The organism is Streptococcus sp. KCJ4932, from assembly GCF_004352745.1.
Taxonomy (GTDB): Bacteria; Bacillota; Bacilli; order Lactobacillales; family Streptococcaceae; genus Streptococcus; species Streptococcus ruminicola.
The window spans coordinates 16,766-31,580 of record NZ_SJWW01000021.1; the positions used below are offsets into that span (position 1 = coordinate 16,766).

A 14,815-nucleotide genomic window follows, 5' to 3' on the forward strand; every position below is an offset into this window, starting at 1 on the left:
TGACTACTCGTGCGAGGTATATAGTATGGAAATGAAACAGATTAGCGAGACAACGCTAAAAATAACGATTAGTATGGAAGATTTAGAAGAACGCGGAATGGAGTTGAAAGACTTCTTGATTCCACAAGAAAAGACAGAAGAGTTCTTCTATTCAGTAATGGATGAATTGGATTTACCAGATAATTTCAAAGACAGTGGCATGCTTAGTTTCCGTGTGACACCACGTAAAGACCGCATTGATGTCTTTGTTACCAAATCTGAAATCAATAAAGATATAAACTTTGAAGATTTAGCAGCTTTTGATGATGTTTCAAACATGTCACCTGAGGAATTTTTCAAGACTTTAGAGCAGACAATGTTGTCTAAAGGCGACACGGAAGCTCACGAAAAATTAGGTAAGATTGAAGAAATGATGGAAGGTGCTGTTGAAGATGTTCTGACAGAACATGCCCAACAAGCTGAGACTGAACCGGAAGAAGATGTGAATCCATCAGATTATGTTCACTATGTCTTGGATTTTCCAAGCTTAGAAGCTACTGTTGCTTTTGCTAAGGCTATTGATTTTCCAGTTGAAGCTTCAGAGCTTTATAAGATGGATGGGGCTTACTACATGACAGTTCTCATTGATTTGCAAAATCACCCATCTTATTATGCAAATTTGATGTATGCCCGTATGTTAGAATACGCTGGCGCTGGTACAAAAACGCGTGCTTATTTACAAGAGCATGCAGTTGAGTTATTGACGGATGATGCCGTCGAAAAATTAAAAATGATTGAGTTGGTATAGTATGGCACCCTTTACAATTGAATATGTTTTAGTTTTAATTGGCGCGTTTTTATTATCACTTTTCTTGACGCCAATTGTTCGTTTTATTGCTTTTCGTGTTGGTGCCGTTGACAATCCAAATGCTCGTCGTGTTAATGAAGTCCCAATGCCAAGTAGTGGTGGGTTGGCGATTTTCTTAGCCTTTTTAATGTCATCTTTGATTTTTATGCCAATGGTTTTGAAACAGCCGATTTGGACGATTTCTTATTTTGATTATATTTTGCCAGTTGTTATTGGTGGATTTATCATTACAGCGACTGGTTTTATCGATGATATTTATGAATTGAAGCCAAAAACAAAAATGGCAGGAATTATTTTAGGAGCTGTTATTGTTTGGGCCTTTACGGATTTCCGTTTTGATAGTTTTAAAATTCCTTTTGGCGGACCGTTATTGCAATTCAATTCAGTAGTCACTTTCTTTTTGACGGTTTTTTGGATTATTTCAATTACAAACGCCATGAATTTGATTGATGGCTTAGATGGTCTGGTGAGTGGTGTTTCTATCATTAGCTTGATTACAATGGCTTTGGTATCTTATTTCTTCTTGCCACAGACCGACTTTTACTTGACTTTGACAATCTTATTATTAATTGCTTGTATTGCAGGATTTTTCCCTTATAATTACAATCCAGCTATTATATACTTGGGAGATACCGGAGCCCTTTTCATAGGATTTATGATTGGTGTCCTATCTCTTCAAGGGTTGAAAAATTCGACTGCTGTTGCGGTGGTGACACCAGTTATTATTCTTGGTGTTCCGATTTTGGATACAACTGTTGCGATTATTCGCCGTAAATTATCAGGGCGTCCAGCGACAGAAGCAGACAAGATGCATTTGCATCACCGTTTGTTAGCTATGGGGTTTACACACCGTGGAGCTGTTTTGGTCGTTTATGGAATTGCGATTCTTTTCTCACTTATCGCACTCTTGCTAAATGTTTCAAGCCGTTTAGGTGGTGTCCTTTTGATGATTGGTTTAGCCTTTGCCCTAGAAGTCTTTATTGAAGGACTTGAAATTTGGGGCGTTGGTCGAACACCACTTTTCGATACCCTTAAATTTATCGGAAATAGTGATTATCGCCAAGCGACAATGTTAAAATGGAAAAATCGCAAAAATAATAAGTAAATGGAAAGCCTATTATGGCTTTTTTTTGATATAATGATTAGTAACCCTATAGAACTGCGGTAATTTTCAGAAAAAAGTTACTGCCGCATTTGATAAATTGGAGGAACGTACACATGTCTGTACTTGAAATAAAAGATCTTCATGTTTCAATTGAAGATAAAGAAATTCTTAAGGGTGTCAATTTAACCCTTAAGACTGGAGAGATTGCTGCGATTATGGGTCCTAATGGAACTGGTAAATCAACGCTTTCAGCTGCTATCATGGGTAATCCAAATTACGAGGTTACTCAGGGTGAAATTTTGCTAGATGGTGAGAACATTCTTGACCTTGAAGTCGATGAACGCGCTCGCCTTGGTTTATTCCTTGCCATGCAATACCCATCTGAAATTCCAGGTATTACAAATGCTGAATTTATTCGTGCAGCTATGAATGCTGGAAAAGAAGATGACGAAAAAATTTCTGTTATGGATTTTATCACAAAATTGGATGAAAAGATGGAATTTCTTGGCATGAAAGAAGAAATGGCAGAACGTTACCTTAACGAAGGTTTCTCAGGTGGTGAGAAAAAACGTAATGAAATTCTTCAATTGTTGATGCTTGAACCTAAATTTGCTCTTCTTGATGAAATCGATTCAGGTCTTGATATCGATGCTTTGAAAGTTGTTTCAAAAGGTGTTAACGCTATGCGTGGAAATGACTTTGGAGCAATGATTATCACTCACTATCAACGACTTCTTAACTACATCACACCAGATGTTGTTCATATTATGATGGATGGTCGTGTTGTTCTTACAGGTGGTGCAGAACTTGCTGCTCGTCTTGAAAAAGAAGGTTATGCGAAAATTGCCGAAGAACTTGGAATTAAATACGAAGAAGAAGTGTAATTGATGATGTCAAGTCTACTATTATAGTAGATGATACTCGTATGTTGGATATAAAAAGGAGTAAACATCAAATTATGACGAAAGAATCAGTTTTAAATTTTTCACAAGCAAAAGCAGAACCTTTGTGGTTGCAAGAGCGACGCTTAGCTGCTTTTGATCATATAGATAAATTGCCATTACCAGAAGTCAACCGTGTAAAATTTCACCGTTGGAACTTGGGTGATGGAAGTATTTCAGAGGATGTGGCTTTGGCTAATGTCCCTGATTTTACAGCACTTGGAGATAATCCAAAACTTGTTCAGGTTGGAACACAAACTGTCCTTGAACAATTACCTGTTGACTTGATGTCAAAAGGTGTTATTTTTACAGATTTTTATAGCGCTTTGGAAGAAATTCCAGAAGTGATTGAAAAATATTTTGGTAAAGCGCGTGGTGACTTGGAAGACAAGTTAGCTGCTTATCATACAGCTTACTTTAACAGTGCTGCTGTGCTTTATGTTCCAGATAATGTGGACATTGAAGAGCCAATCGAAGGTCTCTTTTTCCAAGATAAGGCTAGTGATGTTCCATTTAATAAACACGTCCTTATTATTGTAGGAAAAAATAGTCACATCAGTTATCTAGAACGTTTTGAATCAATCGGTGAAGGCGATGCTAAAGCAACAGCAAACATCTCTGTTGAAGTTATTGCTTTAGATGGCAGTCAAGTGAAGTTTTCTGCTATCGACCGTCTTGGAAATAACGTGACAACTTATATTAGCCGTCGTGCTCATCATGGTAAAGATGCTGTGGTGGACTGGGCAATCGGCATCATGAATGAAGGCAATGTGATTGCTGATTTTGATTCAGACTTGTACGGAGATGGTAGCCAAGCTAATCTTAAAGTGGTTGCCGCTTCATCTGGTCGTCAAGTTCAAGGTGTGGATACGCGCGTGACAAACTACGGTTGCCATTCAGTCGGACACATTTTACAACACGGTGTCATTCTTGAACGCGGAACATTGACTTTTAATGGTGTTGGTCACATTGTAAAAGGTGCTAAGGGAGCGGATGCTCAACAAGAAAGTCGTGTTCTGATGCTTTCAGACAAAGCCCGTTCTGATGCCAATCCAATCTTATTGATTGATGAAAATGATGTGACAGCTGGTCACGCCGCTTCAATCGGACAAGTTGACCCAGAAGATATGTATTATCTCATGAGTCGTGGTATTGACAAGGAAACAGCAGAACGCCTAGTTATTCGTGGTTTCTTAGGGACTGTTATCACTGAAATTCCTGTCAAAGAAGTACGTGACGAAATGATTGCTGTGCTTGACAGCAAGTTGGAGCAACGCTAATATGGCAAAATTAGACGCTCATAAAATCGCTCAAGACTTTTGCATCCTTGACCAAGTTGTTAATGATGAACCTTTGGTTTATCTAGACAATGCGGCAACAACTCAGAAACCACAAAAAGTACTTGATGCGCTCAATCAGTATTATCATACTATCAATGCCAACGTGCACCGCGGTGTTCATACCCTTGCTGAACGTGCAACAGCTGCTTATGAAGCCAGTCGTGAAAAAGCACGTCAGTTCATTAATGCTAAGTCAACAAAAGAAGTGTTATTTACACGTGGAACAACAACTGGACTTAACTGGGTTGCGCAGTTTGCCCAAGAAGTTCTTCAAAAAGACGATGAAGTGCTTATTTCGGTTTTAGAACATCATGCGAATGTCGTTCCTTGGCAACAAGTTTGCCATAAGACTGGTGCAAAATTGGTTTATGTTTATTTAAAAGATGGTCAGCTGGATATGGAAGATTTGCGTAGCAAACTTTCAAGCAAAACAAAATTTGTAAGCATTGCCCATGTTTCAAATGTTTTAGGCTCAGTGCAACCTGTTAAAGAAATTGCCAAATTAGCTCATGAAGTTGGTGCTTATATGGTGGTTGACGGTGCACAGTCTGCTCCTCATATGACAATCGACGTTCAAGATTTGGATTGTGATTTCTTTGCTTTCTCAGGACATAAAATGCTTGGACCAACAGGCATTGGTGTGCTTTATGGTAAAGAAGAATTGCTCAATCAAATGTCACCAGTTGAATTTGGTGGGGAAATGATCGACTTCGTTTACGAACAAGAAGCCACTTGGACAGAATTGCCTTGGAAATTCGAAGCCGGGACACCAAATATTGCTGGTGCTATTGCTTTAGGCGCGGCTATTGAGTATTTGGATGATCTTGGTTTAGATAATGTTCATGCGCATGAGCAAGAACTGGTTGATTATGTTTTACCTAAACTACAAGCCATCGAAGGAGTAACAGTTTACGGTCCACAAGACCCTAGTCAGCACATGGGAGTCATTTCATTTAATATTGATGGATTGCATCCACATGATGTGGCAACAGCACTTGATTATGAAGGTGTTGCTGTGCGAGCAGGACATCACTGTGCACAACCTTTGATTAATTATCTTGGAATTCATTCGGCAGTGCGCGCAAGTTTTTATATCTATAATACGAAAGAAGATTGTGATAAACTAATAGAAGCAATTCTTAAAACAAAGGAGTTTTTCAATGGCACTTTCTAGATTAGATAGTCTTTATATGGCAGTTGTTTCAGATCACTCAAAAAATCCACATCATCACGGAAAACTCGAAGATGTTGATCAAGTTAATCTTAACAATCCAACTTGTGGTGATGTGATTTCACTATCAGTTAAATTCGATGGTGATCGCATTTCTGACATTGCATTTGCTGGTGATGGTTGTACCATTTCAACAGCTTCATCAAGTATGATGACTGATGCTGTTGTTGGCAAGACGAAAGAAGAAGCTCTTGAACTAGCTGAGATTTTTTCAAAAATGGTTCAAGGTGAAAAAGACGATGCTCAAAAAAGATTAGGTGAGGCAAGTTTTTTGGCAGGAGTTTCAAAATTTCCACAACGTATTAAATGTTCAACTCTTGCCTGGAACGCTTTAAAAAAAGCTATTGAAAACGATAGTAAAAATACAGAAAGGTAATTAGATGCCTGAAAAAAACGAAAAAGTAACACCAAAACCAATTGATATTGGTGAATATCAATATGGCTTTCACGATGATGTGACACCAGTTTTTTCAACAGGAAAAGGAATTAGTGAAGACGTAGTTCGTGAATTATCTGCTGAAAAAGGTGAGCCAGAATGGATGCTGGAATTTCGCTTGAAATCATTGGAAATTTTTAACAAAATGCCAATGCAAGATTGGGGACCAGATTTGTCAGATATTGATTTTGATGAGATTACTTACTATCAAAAAGCATCTGATAAACCTGCCCGCTCATGGGATGATGTTCCAGATAAAATCAAAGAAACTTTTGAACGTATCGGGATTCCAGAAGCCGAACGAGCTTATCTCGCTGGTGCTTCAGCTCAGTATGAATCTGAAGTGGTTTACCACAACATGAAAGATGAGTATGACAAGCTAGGAATTGTATTTACGGATACAGATTCTGCACTAAAAGAATACCCAGAGCTTTTCAAAAAATATTTCTCTAAATTAGTCCCACCAACGGACAACAAGTTAGCTGCTTTAAACTCAGCTTTCTGGTCAGGTGGTACCTTCATTTACGTTCCAAAAGGTGTCAAAGTTGACATTCCTTTGCAAACTTATTTCCGTATCAACAACGAAGCGATGGGACAATTTGAACGTACTTTGATTATTGTTGATGAGGGGGCAAGTGTTCACTACGTTGAGGGATGTACCGCACCAAACTATTCATCAGCTAGTCTTCATGCAGCCATTGTTGAAATCTTTGCTCTTGAAGGTAGTTATATGCGTTATTCTACTATTCAGAACTGGTCAGATAATGTCTATAACTTGGTAACTAAACGTGCCACGGCTAAGAAAAATGCTACGGTAGAATGGATTGATGGTAACCTTGGTGCCAAAACAACAATGAAGTATCCATCTGTTTATCTTGATGGCGAAGGTGCGCGTGGGACAATGCTCTCAATTGCCTTTGCTAATAAAGGACAACACCAAGATACTGGTGCCAAGATGATTCACAATGCGCCACATACCTCATCGTCAATTGTTTCAAAATCAATTGCTAAAGGTGGCGGAAAAGTTGACTATCGTGGTCAAGTGACTTTTAATAAAAATTCTAAGAAATCAGTTAGTCACATTGAATGTGATACGATTTTGATGGATGACATTTCAAGTTCCGATACCATTCCATTTAACGAAATTCACAATTCACAAGTTGCTCTTGAACATGAGGCGAAAGTTTCAAAAATCTCAGAAGAACAACTTTACTATCTCATGAGTCGTGGCCTTTCTGAACAAGAAGCAACAGAGATGATTGTCATGGGATTTGTAGAACCATTTACAAAAGAACTCCCAATGGAATATGCTGTTGAGCTTAACCGTTTGATTAGTTATGAAATGGAAGGTTCTGTTGGATAACTTAAAAGAGACAAGTTTTTAAACTTGTCTCTTTTTTTCTATATATAGTAGGAAAAGAAATAGTAGTTTTTATAGTTTTTCGTTAACGTAAGTGACGAAGTGGTTCCACCAGACTTTAAGAAAAATGCTTTTTTTTACTTCTTTCTTAGCAAGTGCTGGTACGCTTGGCTTAGATTCTAGATAGCCAGTTCCGACGATTTGTTTATCATCATAAATGAAAGAACCAACTTTATCACCTTTGTTAATAGTAGCTTCGTAACCTTTTGCTTTTGTTGAGAATTTTACAGAAGCATCAGTACCAATACGATGAACAACCTTTAATTCTTGAGAAGCAACTGCAGGTACAGTCTTTTCTTTTCCATCGATAACTCTTGCTTTGCTGTTTTTAGTTGATTCGCCAGCATCAACAAGAGTAGTCATTTCGTAATTTGATTTAACGTAATCAAGAAGGGCATTAGTAGCTTCAAAACGAGCAAATTCATTTTCTTGCCAACCATCGGCATTCATGACAACGGAGATAATGCGCATGCCGTTTTCTGTAGAAGTCGCAACAAATGAAGCACCAGCAAGTTCAGTTGTACCGGTTTTTAGACCATCAACACCATCACGTTCGTAAGGCATTCCTTTGAGCATGTAATTATAAGTGTTCATTGTAGAACCATCAAAGTCAGCAGTTGTTTGGTTACTAATTTTAAGCACATCTGGGTACTCGGTGATTAAGTGTTGGGCAATGATGGCAACATCACGAGCACTTAGGGTATTTTCATCAGTTGAACTAGAACCTGGGTAAATGTTATCACCTAGGTAACTATTGTTAAGACCAGAAGCATTAAATAATTTAGCATCATTGATTCCCCATTCTTGGAGTTGAGCTTGCATCATATCAACAAACTTACTTTCAGTTCCACCTATTTGTTCTGCTAGAGCAATTGCAGCACTATTGGCACTAGCTACCATGGCAGCATTAACTAATTGCTCCACAGTATATTCGCGTGCTTCCATAGGAACGTTACTAGCATCCGAATTAGCTGTTAAATCATAAGCATAATCAGATATAGGAACTTTAGTATCCCAACTTAGATTCCCTTTGTCGATTTCTTTGTAAGTTAAGTAAACCGTTAATATTTTTGTCATTGAAGCAATACCATCAGGTGTAGTTGCATCTTTTTCATATAATACTTTACCAGTAGAAGCTTCAACAGCGATAGCGTGTTTAGCTGCTACATCAAAGGTATCATCAGCAGCAACTTTGTTTCCAATGAAGGCCAAGAGTAGGGCCAAAACAGCAAAAACTTTCTTCATTGTTCCATCCTTTGTTAAAAAATTAGATAATATGATTATATCATATTAATCGCTTTCTTTCAGTGTGTCAGAAAATCTGACAAAAAATTCAGAAAAAACTATTCTCTTCAGAAAAAACTATTTTCTTTAAGGAAACTTTATGATATAATTTTATTTGTCAAATAATATAATTTAGAGAGAACAACTAGGAGGGCGTCACATGTCACTAAACGGTAAAACATGGAAACGCGTCGGTCTTGGGGCTGTAGCCTTAGTCTCAACAGCTGTTTTGGCAGCTTGTGGAGGTAAAAGCTCATCAACTTCTTCAAAAACTGATGAGATCAATTGGTACACTCCGACTGAAATTAGCACTTTGGACATTTCGAAAGTTACAGATACTTATTCTTCAATTGCTATCGGTAACTCAGGTAGTAACTTACTTCGTCGTAACGAAGACGGTGAATTAAAACCTGACTTGGCTGAGAAAGTAGAAGTATCTGAAGATGGTTTAACATACACTGCCACATTGCGTGATGGTCTTAAATGGTCTGACGGTAGTGATTTAACGGCAGATGACTTTGTTTATACATGGCAACGTATTGTTGATCCAGCGACTGCTTCAGAGTATGCTTACCTTGCATCAGATGCGCATGTTTTAAATGCTGCAGAAGTTATCAATGGTACTAAGAGCGTTGATGAATTGGGAGTTAAAGCAGATGGTAATAAAGTAATCTTTACATTATCTAGTCCATCTCCACAATTTATGAGTCTTTTGACATTTGCTAACTTCGTTCCTCAAAACAAAGCTTTTGTGGAAAAAGCAGGAAGTGACTACGCTACAACTTCTGAAAAAGCACTTTATTCAGGTCCATATACAGTTAAAAATTGGAATGGTTCTAATGGTTCATTCACACTTGTGAAAAACAAATACTATTGGGACGCTAAAAATGTTAAATTGAAGAAAGTTAACGTCCAAGCTGTTAAAAAACCTGATACTGCCGTGCAAATGTACAAAGATGGTGAGCTTGATACAGCAAACATCTCTGGTACAGAAGCAATTTATAAAGCAAATAAAAGCAACAAAGATGTTGTGGATGCTCCAGAAGCAACATCTGCATACCTCGTTTACAACGAAACAGGTTCTGTTAAAGCTTTAGCTAATACTAAGATTCGTCAAGCACTTAACCTTGCAACAAATCGTGAAGGTGTTGTTAAAGCAGCTATCGATACTGGTTCAAAAGCAGCAACGGCTCTTGTTCCAACAGGACTTGAAACCTTAGAAGATGGTACTGATTTATCTAAATACGTATCACAAGATTACACTTATGATGCAAAACAAGCAGCAAAACTTTTCAAAGAAGGTCTTGCTGAAATCGGTGAAAAATCAGTTAAATTGACAATTACAGCTGATTCTGATACACCAGTTGCCAAAGCGTCAGTGGACTACATCAAACAAACATGGGAAGATGTTCTTCCAGGATTAAAAGTAGAAGAAAAATTCGTAACATTCAAACAACGATTGCAAGATTCTAAAACACAAAACTTTGATGTTGTTCTATCACTTTGGGGTGGTGACTATCCAGAAGGATCTACATTCTATGGATTGTTTACATCAGATTCAGCTTACAACTACGGTAAGTTTAGCGATGCTACATATGATGCAGCCTACCAAAAAGCATTGACTACAGATGCTTTGGATCCAGTAGCTGCTGCAGATGATTATAAAGCTGCTGAAAAAGCACTTTACGACAATGCACACTACAACCCACTTTACTTCCGTAACACAAAAGCACTTCAAAATCCATCAATCAAAGGTCTTGTTCGTAACTCAACTGGTTTGCAAGTTGACTTTACATATGCCTATAAAGACAAATAATCTTTAATAAGTATGAATAATGGGCAAGAATTGGTTGCGACCAATTCTTGCTTTTGTTGACAGGTAAAACTTTTCCCCTGCCAACAAAAGCAAATAAGAGAAGGAAATATTATGGTAAAATACATTCTTAAACGTGTTGCTATTCTTCTTGTAACACTCTGGGTAGTTGTTACCCTGTCGTTTTTCCTCATGCAAGTTATGCCTGGGACACCTTACAATAACCCAAAATTAACTGATGAGATGATTGCTTTAATGAACAAACAATATGGGTTGGATAAACCAGTTTGGCAACAATACCTTACTTACCTTTGGAATATTCTCCATGGTGATTTTGGTACAAGTTACCAATCAATCAACCAACCAGTCGGTCGTTTGATTTCACAACGCTTGGGTGTTTCAATTCAACTTGGTGTTCAAGCCCTAATCGTTGGTCTTCTTACTGGTCTTGCGGTTGGTGCTGCATCAGCACGTAATAAAAATAACTGGATTGATGGTGTACTTAGTGTTATTTCTACACTTGGTATTTCAGTACCATCATTCATTATCGGTCTTTTCTTATTGGTTACTCTTGGTTTCAAATGGAGCTTGTTCCCACTTGCAGGATGGGGTTCATTTGAACAAACAATCATGCCATCTATTGCCTTAGCAATCCCAGTCTTTGCTCAAGTAACACGTTTCTTCCGTGGACAAATGATTGAAACATTGAGTTCTGATTACATTCAATTAGCAACTGCTAAAGGTTTGAATAAACGTCAAGTGACACGTAAACACGCGTACCGTAACTCAATGATTCCAGTTTTGACTTTGGTTGGTCCTATGGCAGCAAACTTGCTAACAGGTTCAGCTTTGATTGAACAAATTTTCTCAATTCCAGGAATTGGTCAACAATTTGTAACATCAATCCCAGCTAAAGACTATCCAGTAATTATGGGAACAACAATCGTTTATGCAATGATGTTGATGGTTGCTATCTTGGTAACAGATATTGCAACAAGTATTGTTGATCCACGTGTACGCTTGCAATAAGGAGACTATTCATGGCAGATAAAACAAGAGAATTTAAACTTGTTGGTGTTGGTTCAGCCAGCTCACAAGAAAAAATTGAAAAGCCTGCTCTTTCTTTTATGCAAGATGCATGGCGCCGTTTGAAGAAAAATAAATTAGCTGTTATTTCAATGTGGTTCTTGGGAATTTTACTTGTATTCTCAATGATTTCAGTAGTTTTGGTACCACGTGATGACGCTAATGCTTTCAATACAAAAGAAGTTACAACTTACCGTAACCTTCCACCAAAACTTAGTGACAACCTTCCATTCTGGAACGGTAAAATTACTTATTCTGGTAATACTGAAGCTAACGATGCTTATGCAGACCAAGGTGTTCCAGAAGGTAAAAAATTTATCCTTGGTACTGATAACCTAGGTCGTAGTGTTGCTAAACGTATCATCGTAGGTGTGCGTATCTCACTTCTTATTGCTATCGTTGCAACATTGATTGACCTTTTGATTGGGGTAACTTATGGTTTGATTTCAGGTTATGTTGGCGGACGTGTCGACATGGTTATGCAACGTATTATCGAAGTTATTTCATCAATTCCTAACTTGGTTATCGTTACAATGCTTGGTCTTTTGCTTGGTAATGGTGTTACATCAATCATTATTTCAATTGCTATCGTTGGATGGACATCAATGGCTCGTCAAGTACGTAACTTAACACTTTCTTACCGTGAACAAGAGTTTGTTCTTGCTGCTCGTTCATTAGGTGAAAGTGCTCCTAAAATCGCGTTTAAACACATCCTTCCAAATATTTCAGGGATTATTATTGTTCAAATCATGATGACAGTTCCAAGTGCCATCATGTATGAAGCTGTGCTTTCAGCTATTAACCTTGGGGTAAAACCACCAACAGCATCACTTGGTTCATTGATTACTGATGCTCAAGAATACTTACAATACTACCCTTATCAAGTAACTCTACCAGCCCTTGCTTTGGTATTAATCTCACTTGCTTTCATCTTGTTAGGTGACGGTCTTCGTGATGCATTTGATCCAAAATCTGGTGATCGTTAGGAGGAAAAAATATGAGTGAAGAAACAATTTTACAAGTTAAAAACCTCCATGTAGATTTCCAAACCTACGCTGGAGAAATTAAAGCCATTCGCGACGTCAACTTTGACTTGAAGAAAGGCGAAACACTTGCTATCGTAGGTGAATCTGGATCAGGTAAATCTGTAACAACTAAAACATTAATGGGGCTATCTGCTTCAAATGCTACTATTACAGGTGACATTGACTTTAAAGGTAAAAAACTTACTGAATTAAAAGAAGACGAATGGATCAAAGTTCGTGGAAATGAAATCGCAATGATCTTCCAAGATCCAATGACAAGTCTTGATCCAACAATGAAAATTGGTCAACAAATTGCTGAACCAATCATGATCCACGAAAAAGTTTCAAAACAAGAAGCTTGGAATCGTGCGCTAGATTTAATGAAAAATGTTGGTATTCCAAATGCGGAAGAACATATCAACGATTACCCACACCAATGGTCTGGTGGTATGCGTCAACGTGCTGTTATTGCAATCGCACTTGCTGCTAACCCAGATGTATTAATTGCTGACGAACCAACAACTGCCTTGGATGTTACTATTCAAGCTCAAATTCTTAACTTGATGAAAAAAATTCAAAAAGAACGTGGTTCATCAATCATTTTTATCACCCATGACCTTGGTGTCGTTGCTGGTATGGCTGACCGTGTTGCAGTTATGTATGCTGGTAAAGTTATTGAATATGGAACAGTTGACGAAGTCTTCTACAATCCGCAACACCCATATACTTGGGGCTTGTTGAACTCAATGCCAACAACTGACACAGAAGCTGGTAGCTTACAATCAATCCCAGGTACACCACCAGATCTTCTTAACCCACCAAAAGGTGATGCTTTTGCACCGCGTAACGAATTCGCTTTGGATATCGATTACGAAGAAGAACCACCAATGTTTAAAGTTAGTGATACTCACTTTGCTGCAACTTGGTTGCTGGATGAGCGTGCACCTAAAGTAACACCACCATTACCAATTCAAAAACGTTGGGCAAAATGGAAAGAACTTGAAGGGAGAAAAGCTTAATGACTGAAAATAGAAAAAAGCTTGTTGAACTTAAAAATGTCTCTTTGACTTTCAACGAAGGAAAAAAGAATGAAGTAAAAGCCATCAACAACGTCAGCTTCGATATCTATGAAGGTGAAGTCTTTGGTTTAGTTGGTGAATCAGGTTCTGGTAAAACAACTGTTGGACGTGCTATCTTAAAACTTTACGATATTAGTGATGGTGAAATCGACTTTAATGGAGAAACAGTTTCTAATCTTAAAGGTAAAGAACTACATGAATTCCGTAAAAATGTGCAAATGATTTTCCAAGACCCACAAGCAAGTCTTAATGGACGTATGAAAATCCGTGACATCGTTGCCGAAGGTCTTGATATTCACAAACTCGTTAATAGTAAAGAAGAGCGTGATGAAAAAGTTCAAGAATTACTTTCTCTAGTAGGTTTGAACAAAGATCACATGACTCGTTACCCACACGAATTCTCTGGTGGTCAACGTCAACGTATCGGTATTGCACGTGCTCTTGCTGTACAACCAAAATTCATCATTGCTGATGAACCAATTTCTGCGCTTGACGTATCTATTCAAGCACAAGTAGTTAACTTGATGCAAAAACTTCAACGCGAAAAAGGCTTGACTTATCTCTTCATCGCTCACGATTTGTCAATGGTCAAATACATTTCAGATCGTATTGGTGTAATGCACTGGGGTAAAATGCTTGAAATTGGAACATCTGAAGATGTTTACAATAACCCAATCCACCCATACACTAAGAGCTTGTTGTCTGCAATTCCAGAACCAGATCCAGAATCTGAACGTGAACGTGTGCACCAAGTTTATGACCCAAGTGCAGAACTTGATGGTCAAGAACGTGAAATGCGTGAAATTACACCAGGTCACTTTGTACTTTCTACAGAAGCTGAAGCTGAAGAATATAAAAAAGCATTATCATAATCAAAAAGGGGGCATAGTACCCTCTTTTTTTTGTTTAAAAGCAAATAAAAGTCATTTTAATTGCTTTTGAAGAGAATAAGTATTAGAATAGACACGTAGTCAATTTGCTGCTGCGATAACCGATTTTAGAGGGATCTGATGGCAAGTTGAAAAAAACTGAAAAAAGTTTCATAAAAGCGTTGACACGCTGTAGTAAATTTAGTATACTGATATAGCTGTTGTTCGAGAGGGCGACGGCAACAAATTTGAAAAGAACTTGAAAATTTCTTGAAAAAAGATGTTGACAAAGCGTTTCAAATTTGATAGAATATAGAAGTTGTCTCTGATGAGACAAAG

The 14,815-nt window shown here is 37.9% G+C and carries 13 protein-coding genes; 12 read left to right on the top strand and 1 reads right to left on the bottom strand.

Annotation, left to right across the window (positions count from 1 at the left end; translation table 11 throughout):
* Window positions 1–25 precede the first annotated feature (25 nt).
* From mecA to sufB, 7 genes are all read left to right on the top strand, one after another.
* Window positions 26–787: an adaptor protein MecA gene (gene mecA, locus E0E02_RS08720; RefSeq protein ID WP_074603782.1), complete on the top strand. Its 762-nt coding sequence runs from the start codon at window positions 26–28 to the stop codon at window positions 785–787.
* 1 nt (window position 788) lies between these two features.
* Window positions 789–1,952 carry an MraY family glycosyltransferase gene (locus E0E02_RS08725; RefSeq protein ID WP_074561363.1) on the top strand — a complete coding sequence of 388 codons (1,164 nt, stop codon included), beginning with the start codon at window positions 789–791 and terminating at the stop codon, window positions 1,950–1,952.
* 113 nt (window positions 1,953–2,065) lie between these two features.
* Window positions 2,066–2,836 carry a Fe-S cluster assembly ATPase SufC gene (sufC, locus tag E0E02_RS08730; RefSeq protein WP_074565193.1) on the top strand — a complete coding sequence of 257 codons (771 nt, stop codon included), beginning with the start codon at window positions 2,066–2,068 and terminating at the stop codon, window positions 2,834–2,836.
* Window positions 2,837–2,910: 74 nt separating this feature from the next.
* The gene (gene sufD / locus E0E02_RS08735) at window positions 2,911–4,173 is read left to right on the top strand and encodes a Fe-S cluster assembly protein SufD (RefSeq protein ID WP_014334313.1); all 1,263 of its coding nucleotides are present in this window, start codon (window positions 2,911–2,913) and stop codon (window positions 4,171–4,173) included.
* A 1-nt stretch (window position 4,174) separates the two neighbouring features.
* Window positions 4,175–5,407 carry a cysteine desulfurase gene (locus E0E02_RS08740; RefSeq protein ID WP_133018394.1) on the top strand — a complete coding sequence of 411 codons (1,233 nt, stop codon included), beginning with the start codon at window positions 4,175–4,177 and terminating at the stop codon, window positions 5,405–5,407.
* Window positions 5,394–5,840 (top strand): Fe-S cluster assembly sulfur transfer protein SufU, encoded by a 447-nt coding sequence (sufU, locus tag E0E02_RS08745; RefSeq protein ID WP_039696032.1) that lies wholly within the window; start codon window positions 5,394–5,396, stop codon window positions 5,838–5,840. Before E0E02_RS08740 ends, sufU begins: the two co-directional genes overlap by 14 nt.
* A 4-nt stretch (window positions 5,841–5,844) precedes the next feature.
* On the top strand, window positions 5,845–7,263 hold the full coding sequence (gene sufB / locus E0E02_RS08750; RefSeq protein WP_074482843.1) for a Fe-S cluster assembly protein SufB: 1,419 nt from the start codon (window positions 5,845–5,847) through the stop codon (window positions 7,261–7,263).
* 69 nt (window positions 7,264–7,332) lie between these two features.
* Here sufB and pbp3 read toward each other — a convergent pair whose 3' ends face one another.
* Window positions 7,333–8,565: a D-alanyl-D-alanine carboxypeptidase PBP3 gene (pbp3, locus tag E0E02_RS08755; protein WP_133018395.1), complete on the bottom strand. Its 1,233-nt coding sequence runs from the start codon at window positions 8,563–8,565 to the stop codon at window positions 7,333–7,335.
* A 199-nt stretch (window positions 8,566–8,764) separates the two neighbouring features.
* Here pbp3 and E0E02_RS08760 point away from each other — a divergent pair, with 199 nt between their 5' ends.
* From E0E02_RS08760 to E0E02_RS08780, 5 genes are all read left to right on the top strand, one after another.
* Window positions 8,765–10,420 (top strand): peptide ABC transporter substrate-binding protein, encoded by a 1,656-nt coding sequence (locus E0E02_RS08760; protein ID WP_074561358.1) that lies wholly within the window; start codon window positions 8,765–8,767, stop codon window positions 10,418–10,420.
* Window positions 10,421–10,531: 111 nt separating this feature from the next.
* Entirely contained in the window at window positions 10,532–11,446 is a 915-nt protein-coding gene (locus E0E02_RS08765) for an ABC transporter permease (RefSeq protein ID WP_133018396.1), read from the top strand.
* Between the two features lie 11 nt (window positions 11,447–11,457).
* Entirely contained in the window at window positions 11,458–12,489 is a 1,032-nt protein-coding gene (locus E0E02_RS08770) for an ABC transporter permease (protein ID WP_133018397.1), read from the top strand.
* Between the two features lie 11 nt (window positions 12,490–12,500).
* Window positions 12,501–13,547: an ABC transporter ATP-binding protein gene (locus E0E02_RS08775; protein WP_074565181.1), complete on the top strand. Its 1,047-nt coding sequence runs from the start codon at window positions 12,501–12,503 to the stop codon at window positions 13,545–13,547.
* Window positions 13,547–14,479, top strand: a complete 933-nt coding sequence (locus tag E0E02_RS08780) for an ATP-binding cassette domain-containing protein (RefSeq protein ID WP_074565179.1) — start codon at window positions 13,547–13,549, stop codon at window positions 14,477–14,479. Before E0E02_RS08775 ends, E0E02_RS08780 begins: the two co-directional genes overlap by 1 nt.
* The last annotated feature ends 336 nt before the right edge of the window (window positions 14,480–14,815 follow it).